Here is a 21822-nt window from a genome sequence, read left to right as displayed (position 1 = left end):
GAGGAGTACATCCATGAGCAACAGCCTCATGCAACTGGCCACTGAGATGGCCAACGGTGCGGTCAAAGTCGTCGACCTGACGCAAACGCTGTCGCCGGACTTCCCGGCCCTCGTCCTGCCGCCCGAGTTCGGCCAGGTCTGGGCGTTCAAGATGGAACGCATCAGCCAGTATGACGAGAAGGGTCCCGGCTGGTACTGGAACAACTTCTCCTGCGGCGAACACACCGGCACGCACTTCGACGCGCCTGTGCACTGGATCAGCGGCAAAGATCACGCGCAGAACTCGGTCGATACGATCGATGCGAAGCACTTCATCGCTCCGGCAGTCGTGATCGACGCCAGCGGCCCGGTCGCCGAAGACCCGGACTGGACGCTGACGGTTCCGTACCTGCAGGCCTGGGAAGCGAAGCACGGCCAGATCCCCGCTGGCGCCTGGGTCCTGCTGCGCACGGACTGGAGCAAGAAGACCGACCCGCAGGAATTCCTCGGCCTGCGCGAAGACGGTGCTCACACGCCGGGCCCGACGCAGGAAGCGGTCGAGTGGCTGATCCGGGAGCGCGACGTCCACGGTTTCGGCGTCGAGACCATCAACACCGACGCAGGCCAGTCGTACGCATGGCCGGTGCCGTACCCGTGCCACACGCTGATGCACGGCGCCAACAAATACGGCCTGCAGTGCCTGAAGAACCTGGACCAGCTGCCCGCCACAGGGGCCGTGATCGTTGCCGCACCGCTGAAGATCCAGAACGGCTCCGGTAGCCCGCTGCGCGTGCTCGCCCTCTTGGCAGACGCCATCTGACGGCACATTTCCTAGGGTAAACGCGAGGCCCAACACGAAATCCTTGTCGTCCCAGTCCGTCCTAATCTATGATTTTGGATATATTCAAATCTAAACTATAGGAAGCCAGACGCGGCGCGGTGCGCCGGGCGGTTCCCCCGAAAGACTCAAAAGGAAGGGCCATGGCAGAGCGGTCATTTGTCGAAGAAGTGAAGAAGCTGCGCCTCGGCGCTGGCGAAGTGTTCAGCGGCGAGGGCATCCTGGCGGTGACCAAGGCACTGCTGGAATCGGGCGTGGCCTATGTGGCCGGCTACCAGGGCTCGCCCATTTCGCACCTGATGGACGTGCTCGCCGACGCGCAGGACATCCTGGCCGAGAACGGCATCCGTTTTGAAAACAGCGCGAGCGAAGCCACGGCCGCCGCATCGCTGGCGGCATCGGTGAACTACCCGCTGCGCGGCGCGGTGACCTTCAAGGCCACGGTTGGCACAAACGTCGCGTCCGACGCGCTGGCCAACCTGGCCTCGGGTGGCGTGACCGGCGGCTCCTTGATCATCGTCGGCGAAGACTACGGCGAGGGCTCGTCGATCATGCAGGAGCGCAGCCACGCGTTCGCGATGAAGTCGCAGATGTGGCTGCTCGATCCGCGCCCGAATCTGCCGTGCATCGTGCAGGCCGTGAAGGACGGCTTCGATCTGTCCGAGGCGTCCAACACGCCGGTGATGCTGCAACTGCGCGTGCGTTCGTGCCATGTGCATGGCCAGTTCGTCGCATCCGACAATCGTCGTTCCAGGTTCTCGATCCAGGACGCGCTCGAGAACCCCACGCGCGACGTCAGCCGCATCGTGCTGCCGCCGGCGAGCTTCCTGCACGAACACGAAAAGATCAAGCAGCGCTGGCCCGCCGCCGTGAAGTTCATCGAAGCGCGCAGGCTCAACGAGTTCTTCGACGGTGACGACGACAATTTTGCCGACATCGGTATTGCGGTGCAGGGCGGCAGCTACAACACGCTGATCCGTGCGCTCGAGCAACTCGGCCTGGCCGACGTGTTCGGCGAATCGAAGATTCCGTTGTACGTCATGAACGTCGCATACCCGCTGATCGACAGCGAGTGGGAGCGCTTCTGCGCCGACAAGCGCGCCGTGCTCGTGCTCGAAGAGGGCCAGCCAAACTTCATCGAACAGAACGCGGCAAACATCCTGCGCATGGCGGGCACTACTGCCGCGCTGCACGGCAAGGATGTGCTGCCGCTGGCCGGCGAGTACAACACCGCCACGGTCCTGAAGGGCCTGCGCGCATTCCTGGAGCAGTACGAGAAGATCGAGCCGCTGCCCCAGCCCGTACCCGTACGCAAGGTGATCCCGCTCGTGCAGGCGACGCCCGACCCAGTGGCCGCCGAAGTGCTGGAGCCGAAGGCAATTGTCGATGAAAGCGTGCATGCGCGTCCGCCGGGCTTCTGCACCGGCTGTCCGGAACGCCCGATCTTCACCGCGATGAAGCTGGTGGAGCGCGAGATCGGCGAACACCACGTGAGCGCCGACATCGGCTGCCACTTGTTCTCGATCCTGCCCCCGTTCAACCTTGGCAACACGACCATGGGCTACGGTCTCGGCAGCGCCAGCGCAGCCGCGCTCAACGCGCCGGCCGGCAAGCGTGCGATTTCCGTGATGGGCGATGGCGGCTTCTGGCACAACGGCCTGACCAGCGGCATCGCCAACGCGGTCTTCAACAAGAGCGACAACCTGACCATCGTCGTCGACAACAGCTACACGTCGGCGACCGGCGGGCAGGACATCCTGTCGTCCACCGCGCACAACGACACGCGCAGCACCGGCCATGCGATCGAGGATGCGGTGCGCGGAGTAGGCGTCAAGTGGGTCCGCACGATCCGCCGCACCTATGACCTCAAGTCGATGAAGGCAACGCTCAAGGAAGCGCTGACCACTGGCACCAAGGGCCCCAAGGTGCTGATCGCGCAGAGCGAATGCATGCTCAACAAGCAGCGCCGAGAAAAGCCGAAGGTCCGCAAGGCCATCGCCAATGGCGAGCGTGTGGTGCGCGAGCGTTTCGGCGTGGATTCGGATACCTGCACCGGCGACCACTCGTGCATCCGCCTGTCCGGCTGCCCGTCGCTCTCGATCAAGCCGAACCCTGACGCGCTGCGTACCGACCCGGTCGCGTCCGTGCTCGACAGCTGTGTGGGCTGCGGCCTGTGCGGCGAGGTCTCGCACGCCGCGGTGCTGTGCCCGTCGTTCTACCGTGCGCAGATCGTCAGCAACCCGACTCGCTGGGACAAGCTGCGCCAGCGCCTGCGCGATGCCGTCATCGGCTTCCTGCAGCAGCGCGACGCTGTCCGCCGCGCGCGCTACGCACTCTGAACCTGGAAGGCCCGAACATGATCAACGCAAAACCCATCAAGGTCGCCATTCTCGCCATGGGCGGTGAAGGCGGCGGCGTGCTGGCCGACTGGATTGTCGACCTCGGCGAGCACAACGGCTACATCGCCCAGACCACTTCGGTGCCGGGCGTGGCTCAGCGCACCGGCGCCACCATCTACTACGTCGAGCTGTTCCCGCGCGAAGTCGCCGAGCGTGCCGGTCGCACGCCGGTGCTCGCACTGATGCCGACGCCGGGCGATGTCGACGTAGTGCTCGCTTCCGAACTGATGGAAGCCGGTCGCGCCGTCCAACGCGGGCTTGTCACGCCGGACCGCACCACGCTGGTGTCGTCGACGCACCGTGTCTACTCGATCGCCGAGAAATCCGCGATGGGCGATGGCCGCGTCGACAGCCACGAACTGATTGCTCACGCGACCAAGGCGTCCAAGCGCTACGTGCGCTTCGACATGGCGCAGGAAGCCGAGGCCAATGGCAGCGTGATCAGCGCGGTGCTGTTCGGAGCGCTTGCGGGCACCGGCGTCCTGCCGTTCAGCCGCGCGCAGTTCGAAGCCACCATCGAGCGCGGCGGTGTCGGCGTCAAGCCGAGCCTGCGGGCGTTCGGCGCTGCGTTCGCAAAGACGGAATCCGGCGACGTCCCGTCCGAGTCGCCGAAGGGCGTGCCCCTTGCCCAGCCGAAGGATGCCGCGGTGGCCAAGGTCCTCGGCCGCGTCCGTGCGGAGCAGCCAGCCGAGATCGACCCGATCGTGATCGAAGGCGTGCGCCGCATGATCGACTACCAGGACGTCGCCTACGCCGGCCTGTACCTCGACCGGCTGGCTGCCGTGCGCCGCGCCATGCCGCAGGCTGACACCGTGCTGCTGCGCGAGACCGCGCGACACCTCGCGCTGTGGATGTCGTACGAAGACACCATCCGCGTGGCCGACCTCAAGATCCGCGGCACGCGCTTCGAACGGGTGCGTGGCGAAGTGCGCGCCGCAGACAACCAGCTGCTGGCCATCAACGAGTTCATGCATCCGCGTCTCGAAGAAATCTGCGAGACGCTGCCCGCAGGTCTCGGTCGCTGGCTTGCCAAACCGCATTGGGTGCATCGCCTCGTGCGCCGCTTCACCAAGGCGGGCCGCGTGGTCACGACCAGCTCGCTGCGCGGCTATTTGATGCTCTGGACCGTCGCGCGCCTGCGCGGAATTCGCCGCAGCACGCTGCGCTACGCGCTTGAAACCGAGCGCATCGAAGGCTGGCTGCGCCAGGTGCTCGACGCTGCGCGCATCAACCCGGCGCTCGCGCTCGAAGTCGTGCAGTGCCAGCGCCTGGTCAAGGGCTACAGCGACACCCATGTGCGCGGCCTGACCAACTACCAGACGCTGATGGGCGCCGTCGTGCGCGCCGGTGCGCACCTGGCGCCGGCCACGCTGCGCGAACTGCGCGAAGCCGCGCTGGCCGACGAGCACGGCAAGAAGCTGCACGCGCTGCTCGCGCAACACGCGCTCGCCTGAACTTACCGCTGGATTCTCCGCCATGAGCAAGACCGTCTTTCAACGCCAGCATCGCATCCGCTTCTCGGAGTGCGATCCCGCCGGCATCATGTTCTACCCGCAGTACTTCGTGATGTTCAACAACCTGATGGAAGCATGGATCGACGACATGCTGCCGGAAGGATTCGAGGGCCTGATCGTGCAGCGCCGCACCGGCATGCCGACGGTTCACCTGGAAGCGGATTTCCGCGCCATCAGCCGCATGGGCGACGACGTCACGCTGTCGCTCGATGTGATGCGCCTGGGCACCAAGTCGATCACCCTGGCCTGGCGCTGCACCGGCAAGGACGGGGACCTGAGGATGGCGGTCACCCAGACCATTGTCGTCACCTCGCTCGACACGCACTTGTCCATTGCCGTACCCGACGACCTGCATGCGGCGATCGAAGCGCGCATGGCGGCCGCGGCCTGAGGGCGCGACAGACCCAACAAGGGGTGGTACGCGCCGCGCCCGGCAAGGCATCCCGACCCTAGCATTTGACTGGAAGCTGCAATGAAGATCGTATGTATCGGCGGTGGTCCCGCCGGCCTGTATTTCGGCCTGCTGATGAAACTGCAGGATCCCGCCAACGACGTCGTGGTGGTGGAACGCAACCGCCCGTACGACACCTTCGGCTGGGGCGTGGTGTTTTCCGACGCCACCATGGGCAACCTGCGTGAAGCCGACCCCGTGTCGGCGGAAACCATCGGCGATGCCTTCAACCGCTGGGACGACGTGGAGGTCCACTTCAAGGAACGCGCCGTGCGCAGTGGCGGCCACGGCTTTATCGGTATCGGCCGCAAGAAGCTGCTCAACATCCTGCAGGCGCGTTGCGAAGCGGTTGGCGTGCAACTCGTGTTCGAGACCTTCATCGAAGATGACCAGGAGATCGCGCGCAAGTACGGCGCGGACCTGGTGATCGCATCCGACGGCCTGAACAGTGTGGTGCGCAAGCGCTACGCTGACACCTTCCGTCCCGACATCGACACCCGCAAGTGCCGTTTCGTCTGGCTCGGCACGAAGAAGGTCTTCGATGCGTTCAACTTCATCTTCGTGCCGACCGAGCACGGCTGGTTCCAGGCGCACGCGTATCGCTTCGAAGACGGTACTTCGACCTTCATCGTCGAAACGCCCGAAGAGACGTGGAAGGCGGCGGGCATCGACCAGATGAGCCAGGAAGAAGGCATCGCCTACTGCGAGAAGCTGTTCGCCCCGTACCTCGACGGCAACCCGCTGATCAGCAACGCCGGCCACCTGCGCGGATCGGCCATCTGGATCCAGTTCCCGCGCGTGATCTGCGAGCGCTGGGTGCACTGGAACGAGATCGGCGGCAAGCGCGTACCCGTCGTGCTGATGGGCGATGCCGCGCACACCGCGCACTTCTCGATCGGCTCGGGCACCAAGCTTGCGCTCGAAGATGCGATCGAACTCGCACGCACAATCAAGAGTGTCGATGGCTCGCTTGAAGAGGCACTCAGGCACTACGAAGCCGTTCGCTCGGTCGAAGTGCTCAAGATCCAGAACGCTGCGCGCAACTCCACCGAGTGGTTCGAGAACGTCAAGCGTTATGAGGACCTTGAGCCCGAGCAGTTCGCATACTCGCTGCTGACGCGCTCGCAACGCATCTCGCACGAGAACCTGCGCGTGCGCGACAAGGAATGGCTGGAAGGCTACGAGTCTTGGCTGGCCGAGCGCGCGGGCACCAAGCCCGCAGCTGTTCCGCCGATGCTCACGCCGTTCACCGTGCGCGGCGTGGAGCTGAAGAACCGTGTGGTGGTATCGCCGACTGCGATGTACTCATGCAAGAGCGGTGTGCCGGGCAATTTCCACATGGTCCACCTCGGCAGCCGCGCGCTGGGCGGCGCCGGGCTGGTGATGGTCGAGATGACCTCGGTATCGCCCGATGGCCGCATCACCCCGGGCTGCCCCGGCCTCTGGAACGACGCACAGGCTGCGGCCTTCGCCGGTATCGTGGCGTTCGTGCACGAGCACAGCAGCGCGCGCATCGGCGTGCAGATCGGTCATGCGGGCCGTCGCGGCTCCACGCAGGTCGGCTGGGAAAAGATGGATCACCCGCTGGCGGACGGCAACTGGCCGCTGATCTCCGCATCGGCGCTGCCGTATCTGCCGGGCGTCTCGCAGACGCCGCGCGAGATGACGCGTGAAGACATGGACCGCGTGCGCGACGACTTCGCCGCTGCCACGCGCCGCGCTGCCGCCGCCGGCTTCGACTGGCTCGAACTGCAGGCCGGCCACGGCTACCTGCTGTCGAACTTCAGTTCGCCCGTGACCAACCAGCGCACGGATGAATACGGTGGCTCGCTCGAGAACCGCATGGCGTTCCCGCTCGAAGTGCTGCGCGCGGTGCGTGCCGCATGGCCGCAGGACAAGCCGATTTCAGTGCGCATTTCGGCGACCGACTGGGTCGAGGGCGGCAACAGCGCGGACGACGCCGTCGACATGGCGCGCCTGTTCAAGAAAGCCGGCGCCGACATGATCGACTGTTCGTCCGGCGAAGTCACGCCCGATCAGAAGCCCGTCTACGGCCGCATGTTCCAGACGCCGTTTGCGGATCGCGTGCGCAACGAAGCCGGCGTGCCGACCATCGCTGTCGGCGCGATCACCGAGGCCGACCAGGTGAACGGGATCATCGCCTCGGGCCGCGCCGACCTGTGCGCTCTGTCGCGCCCGCACCTGGCCGACCCGGCGTGGGTGCTGCGCGAAACCGCGCAACTGGGCTTCCGCCGCGTCGAATGGCCCAGGCAGTACCTGTTCGCCAAGGATCAACTCGAGCGCAGTATCAAGCGCGCCGCCGCCTGAGAGAAGGAGACAAGATGGCTGAGAACTACGACACCTACCGCGAAAGCGTCGCCGGCCGCGCCGATGTGGAGGACACCCCGGAACTGGTGGCCTACTACAGGGAACTCGACACGCTGAAGACCGGGGCGCTGTGGACCGTGGCCAACAGGATCGAGCCGTGGCAACCCAAATCCGAGTCGGTGCCGGTGCTGTGGCGCTACCGCGACCTGCGCGACCATGTGCTGCGCTCGGTAGACCTGGTAACGCCGGAGAAGGCAGGGCGCCGCGTGATCTACCTGAACAACCCCGGCCGCCAGGATGTGTCAGCCGCCGTGGGCTGGCTCTACTCGGGCCTGCAGGTGATGCATCCGGGCGAGGCCGCATCGGCGCACGCGCATTCGTCATCGGCGCTGCGCTTCATCATGGAAGGCAGTGGTGCGTACACGATCGTCGATGGCCACAAGATGACGCTCGGCGCCAATGACTTCGTGCTGACGCCGAACGGCACGTGGCACGAGCACGGGGTGTCGGCCGAAGGCACCACCTGCATCTGGCAGGACGGCCTCGACATTCCGCTCGTCAACGCCATGGAAGCCGGTTTCTATGCGGTGCACCCGAACCTGCAGCAAGTCGTCACGCACCCTGTCGACGACATGCCCGCTATCTGGGGCGGCAAGGGCCTGAAGCCGCATGGCGGGTCGTGGAGCAAGCCGTACTCGCCGCTGTACAAGTACGAATGGGCGCCGACCTACGAGGCACTGGTGCGCTACAGCAAGGTCACCGACGGCAGCCCGTTCGACGGTGTGCTGATGCACTACGTGAACCCGGTCACCGGCGGCCCCGTCATGCCGACCATCGGCGCGAGCATGCAGTTGCTGCGTCCCGGCGAGGCCACCAAGGCCCACCGCCACACCGGCAGCTTCATCTACCAGGTGGCCAAGGGCAGCGGCTATTCGGTCATCAACGGCCAGCGCTTCGACTGGACCGAGCGCGACATCTTCTGCGTGCCGTCGTGGGCGTTCCACGAACACGCAAACGCATCGGCCAGCGACGACGCCGTGCTGTTCTGCTTCAACGACCTGCCGGTGATGCGCTCGCTCGGCCTGTACCGCGAGGAAGCGCTGGCGGAAAACGACGGCCATCAACGCCCGGCCTGATCCCGCGACCCCCTTATCCCTGATTACTGAATTCTCATTGGAGTAGTAAAACCATGCGTCTCGTTACCTTCCGCACTGAAGTTGCCGCCGCCGCCCGCCTGGGCGCCATCATGGACGGCTATGTCGTCGACCTGGCCCGTTTCGGCGAAGCCGTCGGCGCGAGCATTCCGTCCGACATGCTGTCGTTCATCGACCTTGGCCCGGCAGCGGTCAAGTCGACCAGTGCGCTGCTCAACGAGTACAAGGGCCGCTTCCCGTTCGGCGTGGCCGTGCCGGCATCGAACGTCAAGCTGCTCGCGCCGATCCCGCGCCCGCGCAAGAACATCTGGGGCATCGGCCTGAACTACGTCGAGCACGTGGCCGAATCGAGCCGCAGCCTGGACACCTCGAAGGAACTGCCCAAGGAGCCGGTGATCTTCTCGAAGCCGCCGACCACCGTGATCGGCCCGGGCGATGCGATCGAGCACAACAAGGAAATCACCCAGCAAATGGACTGGGAAGTCGAACTGGCCGTGGTCATCGGCACGCGCGGCAAGGGCGTGAAGGAAGCTGACGCGCTCAACTACGTGTTCGGCTACAGCGTGATGATCGACATCTCGGCGCGCGACTGCCGCCGCGCCGGCCAGTGGATCTACTCGAAGGGCCAGGACACCTACGCACCGTTTGGGCCGGTCATCGTCACCGCCGACGAGATCGCCGATCCGCACGCGCTGGACCTGTCGCTGACCGTCAACGGCGTGACCAAGCAAAGCTCCAACACGCGCCACATGCTGTTCAACGTCAACGCGCTGATCGCCGACATCAGCAAGGGCATGACGCTGGAGCCAGGCGACATCATTGCCACTGGCACGCCGGATGGCGTCGGCGCGGGCCGTGCGCCGCAGGAATGGCTGTGGCCGGGCGACGTGGTGGTGGCCAAGGTGGAAGGCATTGGTGAATTGCGCCACCCGGTGGTCGCTGTCTGAAGCCTCGACATCCTCGCATGAACGATTCCCCGTTCCGTAGAGGAGCGGGGAGCAGAACGGAGAACTCCATGCTCAACCTGCCCAAGTTCAAGGCCGCTGCGGTGCAGGCCGCGCCGGTCTTTCTTGATGCCGACGCCACCGTCGACAAGGTCTGCCGCCTCATCAAGGAAGCCGCCGACAATGGTGCAAAGCTGGTTGCGTTTCCCGAAGTGTTCGTCGCCGGCTACCCGTACTGGAGCTGGCTGACCAACCCGGTCGACGCAAGCCCGTGGTTCGAAAAGCTGGTCTCGGCCTCGATCGAAATTCCCGGCCCCGAGATCCGCAAGATCGCGCAAGCTGCGCGGGCCAACCACATCAACGTGGTTGTCGGCGTCAACGAGCGCAGCAAGACCGGTGTCGGCACGTTGTACAACACGCTGGTGACCATCAGCGAGGAAGGCCGCATCCTGGGCCGCCACCGCAAGCTCGTGCCGACGTGGGCCGAGAAGCTCACGTGGGCCAATGGCGATGCATCGGCATTGCGCGTCCACCAGACCAGCGTGGGTCCGCTGGGCTCGCTCGCGTGCGGCGAGAACACCAACACCCTCGCGCGCTTTTCGCTGCTGTCGCAGGGCGAGCTGATGCACGTGGCCAGCTATATCTCGCTGCCCGTGGCACCGGCCGACTACGACATGGCGGAAGCGATCAAGGTGCGCGCCGCTGCGCACTGCTTCGAGGGGAAGGTCTTCACGGCGGTGTCGTGCTCGACCGTGTCGGAGGAAATTATCGCCGCGATGGAAGCCCTCAATCCGAAGGCACGGGAACTGATGTCGCGCCGCAACAGCGCGTTCTCGGGATTCCTGGGCCCGGACGGCCGCGTGATCGGCGAGCCGCTGATCGACGAGGAAGGCATCGTCTACGCCGACATCGACCTGTCGCGCTGCATCCAGCCGCGCCAGATGCATGACATCACCGGCCACTACAACCGCTTCGACATTTTCGACCTGCGCGTGAACCGCCGCGCGCTGCAGCCGGCGCAGTTCCTCGACGGCATGGCGGCGCAGATCGACATGGAAGCCGAAGAGGCCGAACTCAACGCATTCGAACTGACCGAGACCAAGTAATGCAGTCCCCAATCTTTACCCCGCAGAAGCCGCTGCGTATCGGCCAGATCGTGCCGTCGTCCAACACCACGATGGAGACCGAGATCCCCGCCATGTTCCGCGCGCGCGAACTCGACTTCGCCGAGCGCTTCACCTTCCATTCGAGCCGCATGCGCATGAAGAAGGTGGTCAAGGAAGAACTCGAAGCCATGGACCGCGACAGCGACCGCTGCGCGATCGAGCTGTCGGACGCGCGCGTCGATGTGCTTGGTTATGCGTGCCTGGTTGCGATCATGAGCATGGGCAAGGGCTACCACCGCGTGTCGGAGGAACGCCTGACACAACGCACGGTCGAGAATGGCAACCCGGCGCCGGTCGTGACCAGCGCAGGTGCGCTCATCGACGGCCTGAAAGCGATGGGCGCCAAGCGCGTTTCCGTGGTGTGCCCGTACATGAAGCCGCTGACCAAGATGGTGGTCGAGTACATCGAAAGCGAAGACATCGAGGTCAAGGACTACTGCGCGCTCGAGATCCCCGATAACCTGCAGGTCGCGGCGCAGGATCCGGCGAATCTGCTGGAGATCTACAAGCGCATCGACACGACAGGCGTCGATGCCATCGTGCTGTCGGCCTGTGTGCAGATGCAGTCGCTGCCGTCGATCCAGAAGGTGCAGGAAGAGTCGGGTATCCCGACCGTGTCGGCTGCCGTGGCGACCACGTGGCAGATGCTGCGCAAGCTCGGCCTGCGCGCGCAAGTGCAGGGCTGCGGCGAGCTGCTCAGCGGCAAGTACTGATCTGGCCGTTCGCCTTTGTTGAACTGACGCTGTCCCCGCCTGCGTGGGGACGGCGTGTTGTTGTTTGTGACTCGCATGGACGATATCCACTTCTACGAACCCACGCGCGGCCATGGCCTGCGGCATGACCCGCTGGCGGCCATCGTGGGGCCGCGGCCCATCGGCTGGATTTCCACGATGGACAAGGCAGGCGTTGCGAACCTCGCGCCTTACGCCTTCTTCAACGTGTTCAACTACACGCCGCCGATCGTGGCGTTCTCGAGCGTCGGCTACAAGGACACGGTGCGCAATGCGGAGGCGACCGGCGAGTTCGTGTGGAACCTCGTGACGCGTCCGCTGGCCGAGCGCATGAACATGACCAGTGCGGGTGTGGGACCGGATGAGGACGAGTTCGCACTGGCGGGCCTGACACCTGTCGCATCGCGGCTTGTCGCCGCGCCGCGTGTGCAGGAAAGCCCGGTGTCGTTCGAATGCCGTGTGACGCGCGTGATGCAGCTCGGCAAGTCAGACGGCGAGCTGGTCGATACGTGGATGGTGCTGGGCGAGGTGGTCGGCGTGCATATCGACCGCGCGTTCCTGACAGATGGCGTCTACGACACGGCGGCAGCACGCCCCATCCTGCGCGGCGGCGGCCTCGGCGATTACTTCGAGGTCAGCCACTCGACGCTGTTCCACATGCGCCGCCCCATGTAAGTGCGCACGACCTCAGTTGGCCGGGCGGTGCAGGTCGATCAGCAGCTTGAGCGTTGCGCGCAGCTCGTCGGCCTTCTTCTTGCCGAGCGGCGCGAGCACTTCATCCTCGTGCTTGCGGGCCTGTTCGATCAGGCTCGACGTCAGCTTCTGCCCGCGCGGCGTAATGCGTACGAGCGTAATGCGGCGATCGGTTTCATGCGGAATGCGCTTGACGTAGCCCTGCGCTTCCATGCGGTCGAGCAGGCGCGTCACGGTCGGCTGCTTGGTCACTGAGATCTGCGCGAGTTCACCAATGCTGAGCGCCTTGCCGCCCGACAGCGAGGACAGCACGCGCCAGTCCGAGATGGTGAAGCCGTTGGCTTGCACGATAACGTGGAATTCCCCCGAGATCAGCTGGCTGGCCTGGGCCAGCAGCGCGGGGGTGTAGTCGTCGACGAAATCCGCTTCGTCTTGGGTCTTTTTCGGATCGTTCATGCGTATTGGCAGGCGGTAAGCGGCCTTGCGGGCCGCGGGACGGCCAAGAACATACCACGACACGAGGCCACTCCGTTGCGCACATGCGCCGAGACGGCGAAACGCTCGCTTGGAAACGCACCTTGAAGGTGCCTGCAGGTACCGCATCACGCACTAAAAACGCCTCGGGGGTAAACCATGATTATGGAATAGTTTATATATAAACATAATCATATTCATACAACGGCGCGAGGCGACGGATCACGCGTCAGACAACCTGTACGGAGTGCTGCAGCCTCCGTTTGCACCCCAACCCCAACTCTTTGAATGGTGACGGCATGAGAAAAATTCTGAACACGAAGGACTTTGTCCTGGGGACGTTTGCGACGAACTGCTCGGGCGGGATGTCGGTGACGAAGATCGGCGAGCGCTGGGACAACTCGTGGGAGAACAACGCGAAGCTGGCGCAGATGCTGGACGAGGCGGGAATCGATTTCATGCTGCCGATCGCGCGCTGGATCGGCTACGGCGGCGAGACGGACTTCCACGGCTCGGTGCTCGAGACGATGACGTGGGCAGCGGCGCTGCTGGCACAGACCAAGCACCTGACGGTGTTCGCGACGATCCACACGGCGTGCAACCACCCGGCGGTGGTGGCCAAGCAGATCGCGACGCTGGACCAGATTGGCCAGGGCCGCGCGGGCCTGAACATCGTGGCGGGCTGGAACCGCCCCGAGTACGAGGCGATGGGCCAGGACCTGGCGGTGAGCCACGACCAGCGCTACGCGTTTGCGGGCGAATGGTTCGACGTGATCAAGCAGATCTGGGAGCGCGACGGCGCGTTCAACTACGACGGCGCGAACTTCAAGTTGAAGGGCATCTACGGCCTGCCCAAGCCGTGGAACGGCGAGCGTCCGCCGATCCTGAACGCTGCGGGTTCGGGCGAAGGCCGCGAGTTTGCGATCAACAACGCGAACTTCCTGTTCACGCCGGCGATCGACCTGGAGCGCTCGAAGGTGGAAGTGGCCGAACTCAAGCAGAAGGCGAAGGCAGCGAACAAGCCGGTGAACGTGCTGACGTTCTCGCACGTGGTGTGCCGCCCGACCGAGCAGGAAGCGCGCGACTACCTGCGCCACTTCGCGCAGGACAATGCGGACTGGGCCGCGGTGGACAACCTCGTGGCCTTGCAGTTCGCCAATGCCCAATCGTTCCCGCACGACCTGCTGGCACTGATCCGCGACCGCATGGCAGCGGGCCACGGTGGCTTCCCGCTGGTCGGCACGCCGGAGCAAGTGGCCGATGGCATCTGCGCACTGGCCGAAGCCGGCTTCAAAGGCACGACGCTGTCGTTCGTGGATTACGTGAAGGAGTTCCCGTACTTCCGCGACACGGTGCTGCCGATCCTGGAGGCACGCGGGCTGCGCAAGCCCGGTGGATCGAAGCATGGGAACTGACAAGATGCCGGCGGCGCTGGAGGCGCTGCAGCAATCGTTCAAGCAGGCGATGCGCGGCTTCGCCGGCGCGGTGAGCGTGGTGACGGTGGCCGATCCGCTGAACGAGTCCGAGCGCAGCGGCTTCACGGCGACGTCGGTCTCGTCGTTCTCGGCCACGCCGCCGATGGTGGTGGCGTCGATGAAGGCAACGAGTTCGTCGGCGGAGCTGCTGCAGCGCACGCGCCGCTTCGGCGTGAACCTGCTGCGGGAAGAGCAACAGGCGATCGCGCAGCGCTTCACGGGCTTCGGTGGTGAAGCCGGGATAGAGCGCTACGGCAGCGATGCGTGGACGCAACTGCTGGCAGATGGCGCACCGGTGCTGGCCGATGCAGTTGTGGCCATGGACTGCGAAGTCGACGAATTGCTGGAGCGCCACGGCCACTACCTGATCATCGGCCGTGTCCGCGAGATCCGCGTCGCGCAAGAAGCGCCAGCCCCGCTGCTGTACTGGCAAGGCCGCTACACGCGACTGGCGCAACACGCCAACTGAGCTACGAACGAGGAGTACATCCATGAGCAACAGCCTCATGCAACTGGCCACTGAGATGGCCAACGGTGCGGTCAAAGTCGTCGACCTGACGCAAACGCTGTCGCCGGACTTCCCGGCCCTCGTCCTGCCGCCCGAGTTCGGCCAGGTCTGGGCGTTCAAGATGGAACGCATCAGCCAGTATGACGAGAAGGGTCCCGGCTGGTACTGGAACAACTTCTCCTGTGGCGAACACACCGGCACGCACTTCGACGCGCCTGTGCACTGGATCAGCGGCAAAGATCACGCGCAGAACTCGGTCGACACGATCGATGCGAAGCACTTCATCGCTCCGGCAGTCGTGATCGACGCCAGCGGCCCGGTCGCCGAAGACTCGGACTGGACGCTGACGGTTCCGTACCTGCAGGCCTGGGAAGCGAAGCACGGCCAGATCCCCGCCGGCGCCTGGGTGCTGCTGCGCACCGACTGGAGCAAGAAGACCGACCCGCAGGAATTCCTCGGCCTGCGCGAAGACGGTGCCCACACGCCGGGCCCGACGCAGGAAGCGGTCGAGTGGCTGATCCGGGAGCGCGACGTCCACGGCTTCGGCGTCGAGACCATCAACACCGACGCAGGCCAGTCGTACGCATGGCCGGTGCCGTACCCGTGCCACACGCTGATGCACGGCGCCAACAAATACGGCCTGCAGTGCCTGAAGAACCTGGACCAACTGCCCGCCACAGGGGCCGTGATCGTTGCCGCACCGCTGAAGATCCAGAACGGCTCCGGTAGCCCGCTGCGCGTGCTCGCGCTGATTGGTGGCTGATTGTCAGACCCGTCAGACCCCATCCACCAAAAGAGAGAAAGAGGAAACAATGAAGTCTCAACGTAAGTTGCTGGCCGTCATGGCGGCCGCCGGCAGCCTTGCCGCGGGCGCGGCAAGCGCCCAGAGCAATGTGCAGTTGTACGGCACCGTCGACGCCTTCGTCGGCTCGGTACGCGCGAGTGGCGACGCCCACAGCACCGCCGCCGTGGAAAGCTCCGGCCTGACCACGTCCTACTGGGGCATCGGCGGCCAGGAAGCGCTCGGCAATGGCCTCAACGCGGAGTTCGCGCTGGAAAGCTTCTTCCGCACCGACAACGGCAAGGTCGGCCGCTTCGACGGCGATGCCATGTTCGGCCGTAATGCCTACGTCGGCCTGAACGGCGGCTTCGGCGCCATCAAGCTCGGCCGCAACACCACGCCGTGGTTCGTGTCGATGCTGCTGTTCAACCCGCTCGCGGATTCGGCCACGTTCTCGCCGATGTTCCTGCACACCTACACCACGCCGCCGGGTTCGCCCGTGGGTAACTCGGTGGCCGGCGACACCGCCTGGGACAACTCGGTGCTGTACCAGAGCCCGGGCTTCGGCGGCCTGCGCTTCAATGCCATCTACTCGACCGGCGAGACCACCGGCCACCAGGGCAAGCAGAACTACGGCGGCAATGCCACGTACTTCAACGGCAACTTCGGTGCGACGCTGGCCGTGCAGCGCGTGGCCGTGAACGCGCCCGAGTTCGCCGCGTCCGGCGCCAGCTACCAGATGGCTTACCTGGCCGGCGCTTCGTACGACTTCAAGGTGGTGAAGCTGTTCGGCCAGTATGCGCAGTCGGACAACAACTTCAACGCGCAGAGCCGCCAGCGCGACAAGACCGTGCAGGTCGGCGCCAGCGCTCCTCTGGGTCCCGGTTCGCTGATGGCCACCTGGGTTCGCACGTGGCAGGGCGGCAACGAGATCATCGGCTCGGCGCGTCGCGACACTACGACGCTGGCGTACGACTATCCGTTCTCCAAGCGCACCGACATGTATGCCGCCTGGCGGTATGACAAGGTGAGCACGCTGAACCCGGGCAACACCTTCGGCCTGGGGCTGCGCCACAAGTTCTGAGCGATGGCCTGCCATGCGGTGGGGCGGGCTTACCTGTATTCGCGGGGAGTCATTACCCCCGTGGAAGGGCCGCCTCCGATTACTACATTTGTGTTATTGGTAGGACAAAGGCTGCGGGGTTAAGCTGCACTCACGCTGAACACCCCGTTCCACGCGTACTTCATAAGCCACCAGCCTTTGGGTCGGTGGCTTTTTCTTTGGGGTCCGGAATCCGTTCAGGCGTCGGCCGGTTGTGCTGCCGTGGCTGCCCGGACCATCGCCACGAAATGATCGCGCGCCGGATGGTCGGGCGCGGCTTTCCACGCGCAGTAAACCTCGGACGGCACCGTGGCATCGGCCAGTGGCCGGAACGCCGCTCCAGCCATGCCCGAGCGCGCAAGGGCCGCCGGTACCACCGCCACCCCCATCCCCTGCGACACCAGCGACACCACCGACAGCCAGTGCCGCACCTCGTGCCGGATCTGCGGATAGAAGCCCTGCGCCGCGCACATATCGAAGATCCGGCTGTAGTAATCGGGTGACGCCTTGCGCGAGAACAGCACGAACGGCTCGGCGCGCAGGTCCACCAGCGCTACCTCAGCCTGTGCTGCCAGCGCATGGTCCTGCGGCACGCAGCAGACGAAGGGCTCGCTATGGATCAGTACGGCGCTCAGTTCATCGGGCAGGCGGCCCGTATGGACGAACCCGGCGTCCAGTTCGTTGTGCAGCAGCGCGTCGATCTGCTCCTGCGAGTTGAGTTCGGTCAGCGCCACGTGGATGCCCGGATAGCCCGCCTGGAAGTCGCGCAGGTGCTGTGGCAGCCCCCGGTACAGCATCGACCCGACAAAGCCCACGCGCAGCCGCCCGACCGCCCCGGCTTCGATCTCGCGCGCCAGCACGCGCGCCGCTTCGGCCTGCGCCAGCAGCGCGTTGGCCGATTCGCGGAATGCCCGGCCGGCTGCTGTCAGCCGCACCCCGCGGCTGTCACGCTCGAACAGCTTTGCCCCGACCGAAGCCTCCAGCTGCTGGATATTGAGCGACAGCGGCGGCTGGGAGATCGACAGCCGCTTCGCGGCGCGGCCGAAGTGCAGTTCCTCGGCGAGGACCAGGAAGTAGCGCAGGTGTCGGAATTCCATGGCGATACAAAAAATATATGGATCAAGCCAATTTTAGAATTAGACGCGAATCCATGGGAATCCAATAATGGTGCAAACAGGTCCGCGCGCCGGCAAGCCAGCCCGGCGAATGGCGGGCCAGCCCATCCAGGAGACCCAGATGACCAGTGCTGTGCGCCATGCTGCCCCTCAAGCCCCCGTTGTATCGCCGGCGGAGCACCCCGTGCCCGACCGCAAGGGCGGCAGCCTGTACACCGCCGATCCGGATCTGCGCGCGCTGCTGCCGCTTTACCTGCCGGCGGACTTGCTGAACCTGCTGCAGCCGCATCTGGAGCGTATGGGCGAGCTGGCTGGCGGCGTGCTGGACGAACTGGCCCTGACTGCCGATCAGCATCCGCCGACGCTGACCCACCGCACCCGCAGCGGCATCGACCAGCAACGCGTGCACAAGCATCCCGCCTACGTCGAACTGGAGCGCGTGGCGTTCTCCGAGTTCGGGCTCGCTGCGGTCTCGCATCGCGGCGGTGTGTTCGGCTGGGACAAGCCGATGCCGCCTGCGGCCAAGTACGCACTCACGTATATGCTGGTGCAGGCCGAGTTCGGCCTGTGCTGCCCGCTGTCGATGACCGATTCGCTGACGCGCACGCTGCGCAAGTTCGGCGATCCGGCACTGGTCGAGAAGTTCTTGCCGAACCTGACCACGCAGGTGTTCGAAGACCTGTACCAGGGCGCGATGTTCATGACCGAGCAGGGCGCCGGTTCCGACGTGGCCGCCACGGCCACGCGTGCTGTGCGTGACCCGCAGGCCGAAGGCGGCTGGCGCCTGAGCGGCGACAAGTGGTTCTGCTCGAACCCCGACGCCGCGCTGGCGATGGTGCTGGCGCGTGTGGAAGACGAAGCCGGCAACGCTGTGCCCGGCCACAAGGGCGTGTCGCTGTTCCTGCTGCCGCGCACGTTGTCCGACGGCAGCGCCAACCAGTACCGCATCATCCGCCTGAAGGACAAGCTCGGCACGCGCTCGATGGCCAGTGGTGAAATCCGGCTGGAAGGCGCAAGCGCCTACCTGGTCGGCGAACTCGGCCGCGGCTTCGTGCAGATGGCCGACATGATCAACAACTCGCGCCTGTCCAACGGCGTGCGCGCCGCCGGCCTGATGCGCCGCGCACTGACCGAGGGCCTGTTCATCGCCCACGAGCGCAAGGCCTTCGGCAAGCGCCTCGAAGACATGCCGCTGATGCGCCGCCAGCTCCTGAAGCTCACGCTGCCGACCGAGCAGGCGCGCACCATGGTGTTCCAGACCGCCGAAGCACTGCGCCGCGCCGACGCCGGCGAGGACGGCGCCTATCCGCTGATGCGCATCCTCACGCCCCTGATCAAGTTCCGCGCGTGCCGTGACGCACGCAAGGTCACCGGCGATGCCATGGAAATCCGCGGCGGCTGCGGCTACATCGAAGAATGGAGCGATGCGCGCCTCGTGCGCGACGCCCACCTCGGCTCGATCTGGGAAGGCACCAGCAATATCGTCGCACTCGACGTCCTGCGTGCGATCCGCCGCGAGGGCTCGCTACCCGCGCTGCGCGCGCACCTGTCCGGCTTGCTGGCCGATACGCCGCTGCATCCGACCGCCCGCGCCACTTTCGAATCCGCCATCGAACGCGCATCGGCCTTCGCCGCGCGCGCGGCCGAAGCCGGCGCCGAAGGCGACTTGCTGGCCCGCCAGGCCGCCTCCGGCCTGTACAACGTCACGACCGCCGTGGCGATGGCCTGGGAAGCCGGGCGCATCGGCTCGGTGCGCCGCATGCGGCTCGCGCAGCTCGTGCTGCGCCACCGCGTGCTGCCGCAAGACCCGCTGTCCGGCCAGGCCGAGCCGCAATGGCTCGCCGAGACCGTGGCACCGCCTGCCGACGGTACCGTGCGCGCAGCCGGTGCGGTCGATCAGGTCAACGTGTTCTGATCCTTCTCCAGCTTCACCCGACATCAGCCCCCGGTGGCACCGCAACCCGGTGCCGCCCATCGCATCGCCCGACATCCCCCGGGGCGATGCGAGACGACCCATACCAGGAGACAAGCCATGAAACTCTGGCACCGCCTCGCGGCCATCGCCGCCTGCTCGCTTTGCGTGAGCGCCACTCCCGCCTTCGCGCAGAAGGACTATCCCTCGAAGCCGATCATGATGGTCGTGACCTACCCGCCGGGCGGTCCGACCGATGCCATGGCGCGCACGCTCGCCGCTGCGCTCAAGACCAGCCTTGGCCAGCCCGTGGTGGTCGAGAACCGCGCCGGTGCCGGCGGCAACATCGGCGCAGAAGCGGTCGCACGCGCCGAGCCTGACGGCTACACGCTGATGTTCGGCACCTCGGCGCCGCTTGCCATCAACGTGAGCCTGTACCGCAAGATCAACTACGACCCGGTCAAGAGCTTCGCACCGGTGATCCAGATCGGCCAGCTGCCCAATGTGCTCGTGGTCAACCCGAGCGTGCCGGCCAAGAACGTGAGCGAACTGATCGCCTATGGCAAAGCGCACCCGGGCAAGCTTAGCTACGCATCGTCGGGCAATGGCGCGTCGTCGCACCTGGCCGGCGTGCTGTTCAACAACCTCGCCGGCACCGATTTCCAGCACGTGCCGTACAAGGGCACCGGCCCGGCGCTCAATGACCTGCTCGGCGGACAGGTCAGCATGACCTTCACCGACGTGCTGACCGCGCTGCCATTTATCAAGAGCGGCAAGGTACGCGCGCTGGGCGTGACCACCAAGGCCCGCTCGCAGGCGCTGCCGGATGTGCCGACGGTGGCCGAGCAGGGCGTGAATGGCTTCGACGTGTCGGTGTTCTTCGGCGTGGTCGCCCCGGCCGGCACGCCCGCACCGGTCATCGCCAAGCTGAACCATGCGTTCGCCGAAGCGCTGCAGAAGCCCGAAGTCCGCAAGACGCTGCTGGCCCAGGGGCTCGAGTTCGCGCCGTCCACCACGCCCGATCAGCTCGGCGGCTTCGTGAAGTCCGAAGTCAGCAAGTGGCGTACCGTCGTGCAGAAGTCTGGCGCGCAACTCGACTGAGACTGACAAGGAGCGATGTCATGACGCAATCCAAGACGGGCGCGCTGGCCGGCATCCGCGTGGTCGACCTGTCGCGCATCCTGGGCGGCCCGTACTGCGGGCAGATTCTCGGCGACCACGGCGCCGACGTGCTGAAGATCGAACCGCCGCAGGGCGATGACACGCGTACCTGGGGCCCTCCGTTCAAGGATGGCGTCGCGTCCTATTACTTCGGGCTGAACCGCAACAAGCGCGTGATGAAGCTCGATCTCACGGCCGAGTCGGACCGCAGCGTGCTGCTCGCGCTGCTGGAAGATGCTGATGTGCTGGTCGAGAACTTCAAGACCGGCACCATGGAGAAGTGGGGGCTTGGCTTCGACACGCTGTCGGCTCGCTTTCCGCGTCTGATTCACTGCCGGGTTTCCGGTTTCGGCGCGGATGGCCCGCTCGGCGGCCTGCCCGGCTATGACGCCGCTGTACAGGCCATGGCTGGCCTCATGAGCATCAACGGCGAGCCCGATGGCAATGCCCTGCGTGTCGGCCTGCCGGTCGTCGATATGGTCACGGGCATGAACGCCGTGCTCGGCGTGCTGCTGGCGCTGCAGGAACGCGAGCGCAGCGGGCGCGGACAGTTCGTCGAAGCCGCGCTGTATGACTCGGGCCTGTCGCTGCTGCATCCGCACGCGGCGAACTGGTTCATGAATGGCAAGACGCCGGTGCGGACGGGCAATGCGCATCCGAACATCTATCCGTATGACACGGTAGCCACCGGCACGGATCCGATTTTCCTCGCCGTGGGCAATGACCGGCAGTTCCGCATCCTCTGCGAGCATCTGCGGATTCCTGCATTGGCCGACGACGAACGCTATGCCACGGCAGGCGGACGCTCGGTCAACCGCGTGGCGCTGAAGGCCGAACTGGAAGCGCGCATGCGCGAGCTGGACGGCAAGGTGCTGGCCGATACGCTGGTCGCGGCCGGCGTGCCATGCGCGCCGGTGCTATCGGTGCCGGATGCCCTGCAGCATCCGCATACCGTGCATCGTGAAATGGTGGTCGAGATGGAAGGGGGCTACAAGGGGCTGGGCGCCCCCGTGAAGCTGAGCCGCACGCCCGCGACGTACCGGTTCGCGCCGTTGACGGAAGGCGACCAGTTCCTGCCGAAGGAAGACTGATAACGC

General features: G+C 65.5%; 19 protein-coding genes. 17 read left to right on the top strand and 2 right to left on the bottom strand.

Going from position 1 to position 21822, the window contains the following annotated elements:
* The first annotated feature begins 13 nt into the window (after nucleotides 1-13).
* The 10 genes from ACIGJG_RS21680 (at nucleotide 14) to ACIGJG_RS21635 (ending at nucleotide 12179) form a co-directional block, all read left to right on the top strand.
* Nucleotides 14-799 carry a cyclase family protein gene (locus ACIGJG_RS21680; protein WP_220629973.1) on the top strand — a complete coding sequence of 262 codons (786 nt, stop codon included), beginning with the start codon at nucleotides 14-16 and terminating at the stop codon, nucleotides 797-799.
* 161 nt (nucleotides 800-960) lie between these two features.
* A complete protein-coding gene (locus tag ACIGJG_RS21675; protein ID WP_220629972.1) occupies nucleotides 961-3156 on the top strand; it encodes a thiamine pyrophosphate-dependent enzyme in 2196 nt (731 codons plus the stop codon).
* 20 nt (nucleotides 3157-3176) lie between these two features.
* The gene (locus ACIGJG_RS21670; protein ID WP_483674029.1) at nucleotides 3177-4670 is read left to right on the top strand and encodes an indolepyruvate oxidoreductase subunit beta family protein; all 1494 of its coding nucleotides are present in this window, start codon (nucleotides 3177-3179) and stop codon (nucleotides 4668-4670) included.
* Between the two features lie 22 nt (nucleotides 4671-4692).
* Nucleotides 4693-5121, top strand: a complete 429-nt coding sequence (locus ACIGJG_RS21665; protein ID WP_483673911.1) for an acyl-CoA thioesterase — start codon at nucleotides 4693-4695, stop codon at nucleotides 5119-5121.
* A gap of 81 nt (nucleotides 5122-5202) precedes the next feature.
* Nucleotides 5203-7509 (top strand): bifunctional salicylyl-CoA 5-hydroxylase/oxidoreductase, encoded by a 2307-nt coding sequence (locus ACIGJG_RS21660; protein WP_483673910.1) that lies wholly within the window; start codon nucleotides 5203-5205, stop codon nucleotides 7507-7509.
* A 14-nt stretch (nucleotides 7510-7523) separates the two neighbouring features.
* Entirely contained in the window at nucleotides 7524-8645 is a 1122-nt protein-coding gene (locus ACIGJG_RS21655) for a cupin domain-containing protein (protein WP_483673909.1), read from the top strand.
* A gap of 53 nt (nucleotides 8646-8698) precedes the next feature.
* Complete coding sequence (locus ACIGJG_RS21650; protein ID WP_140953243.1) at nucleotides 8699-9610, top strand: fumarylacetoacetate hydrolase family protein; 912 nt, start codon at nucleotides 8699-8701, stop codon at nucleotides 9608-9610.
* Between the two features lie 68 nt (nucleotides 9611-9678).
* Nucleotides 9679-10713 (top strand): carbon-nitrogen hydrolase family protein, encoded by a 1035-nt coding sequence (locus ACIGJG_RS21645; protein ID WP_483673908.1) that lies wholly within the window; start codon nucleotides 9679-9681, stop codon nucleotides 10711-10713.
* The gene (locus ACIGJG_RS21640) at nucleotides 10713-11486 is read left to right on the top strand and encodes a maleate cis-trans isomerase family protein (protein ID WP_483673907.1); all 774 of its coding nucleotides are present in this window, start codon (nucleotides 10713-10715) and stop codon (nucleotides 11484-11486) included. The genes ACIGJG_RS21645 and ACIGJG_RS21640 overlap by 1 nt, the downstream gene beginning before the upstream one ends.
* Nucleotides 11487-11561: 75 nt before the next feature.
* Entirely contained in the window at nucleotides 11562-12179 is a 618-nt protein-coding gene (locus tag ACIGJG_RS21635) for a flavin reductase family protein (RefSeq protein ID WP_140953245.1), read from the top strand.
* A 12-nt stretch (nucleotides 12180-12191) separates the two neighbouring features.
* On the opposite strand, the gene ACIGJG_RS21630 is transcribed toward ACIGJG_RS21635, so the two are convergent.
* Nucleotides 12192-12653, bottom strand: coding sequence for a MarR family winged helix-turn-helix transcriptional regulator (locus ACIGJG_RS21630; protein ID WP_140953246.1), 462 nt, complete (start codon nucleotides 12651-12653; stop codon nucleotides 12192-12194).
* A 317-nt stretch (nucleotides 12654-12970) separates the two neighbouring features.
* On the opposite strand from ACIGJG_RS21630, the gene ACIGJG_RS21625 reads away from it, so the two are divergent.
* From ACIGJG_RS21625 to ACIGJG_RS21610, 4 genes are read left to right on the top strand one after another with little or no spacing between them, the layout of a single operon-like run.
* Complete coding sequence (locus tag ACIGJG_RS21625) at nucleotides 12971-14086, top strand: LLM class flavin-dependent oxidoreductase (RefSeq protein ID WP_011301540.1); 1116 nt, start codon at nucleotides 12971-12973, stop codon at nucleotides 14084-14086.
* Nucleotides 14076-14615, top strand: coding sequence for a flavin reductase family protein (locus tag ACIGJG_RS21620; protein WP_245001782.1), 540 nt, complete (start codon nucleotides 14076-14078; stop codon nucleotides 14613-14615). The genes ACIGJG_RS21625 and ACIGJG_RS21620 overlap by 11 nt, the downstream gene beginning before the upstream one ends.
* 22 nt (nucleotides 14616-14637) lie before the next feature.
* Nucleotides 14638-15417, top strand: a complete 780-nt coding sequence (locus tag ACIGJG_RS21615) for a cyclase family protein (RefSeq protein WP_483673905.1) — start codon at nucleotides 14638-14640, stop codon at nucleotides 15415-15417.
* A gap of 49 nt (nucleotides 15418-15466) precedes the next feature.
* Nucleotides 15467-16519, top strand: a complete 1053-nt coding sequence (locus tag ACIGJG_RS21610) for a porin (protein WP_483673903.1) — start codon at nucleotides 15467-15469, stop codon at nucleotides 16517-16519.
* A 215-nt stretch (nucleotides 16520-16734) separates the two neighbouring features.
* On the opposite strand, the gene ACIGJG_RS21605 is transcribed toward ACIGJG_RS21610, so the two are convergent.
* A complete protein-coding gene (locus ACIGJG_RS21605; RefSeq protein ID WP_011301544.1) occupies nucleotides 16735-17634 on the bottom strand; it encodes a LysR family transcriptional regulator in 900 nt (299 codons plus the stop codon).
* A 139-nt stretch (nucleotides 17635-17773) separates the two neighbouring features.
* Between ACIGJG_RS21605 and ACIGJG_RS21600 the strand changes: the two genes are divergently transcribed.
* From ACIGJG_RS21600 to ACIGJG_RS21590, 3 genes are all read left to right on the top strand, one after another.
* Nucleotides 17774-19567, top strand: a complete 1794-nt coding sequence (locus ACIGJG_RS21600; RefSeq protein WP_483673902.1) for an acyl-CoA dehydrogenase family protein — start codon at nucleotides 17774-17776, stop codon at nucleotides 19565-19567.
* A gap of 117 nt (nucleotides 19568-19684) precedes the next feature.
* The gene (locus ACIGJG_RS21595) at nucleotides 19685-20665 is read left to right on the top strand and encodes a Bug family tripartite tricarboxylate transporter substrate binding protein (protein ID WP_011301546.1); all 981 of its coding nucleotides are present in this window, start codon (nucleotides 19685-19687) and stop codon (nucleotides 20663-20665) included.
* Between the two features lie 20 nt (nucleotides 20666-20685).
* Nucleotides 20686-21816 carry a CaiB/BaiF CoA transferase family protein gene (locus ACIGJG_RS21590; protein WP_483673901.1) on the top strand — a complete coding sequence of 377 codons (1131 nt, stop codon included), beginning with the start codon at nucleotides 20686-20688 and terminating at the stop codon, nucleotides 21814-21816.
* Nucleotides 21817-21822 lie beyond the last annotated feature (6 nt).

Source organism: Cupriavidus sp. C1SS-2L, assembly GCF_057073735.1.
The sequence above is the reverse complement of the archived record's forward strand: the minus strand, read 5'-3'. Positions and strand labels throughout refer to the sequence as shown.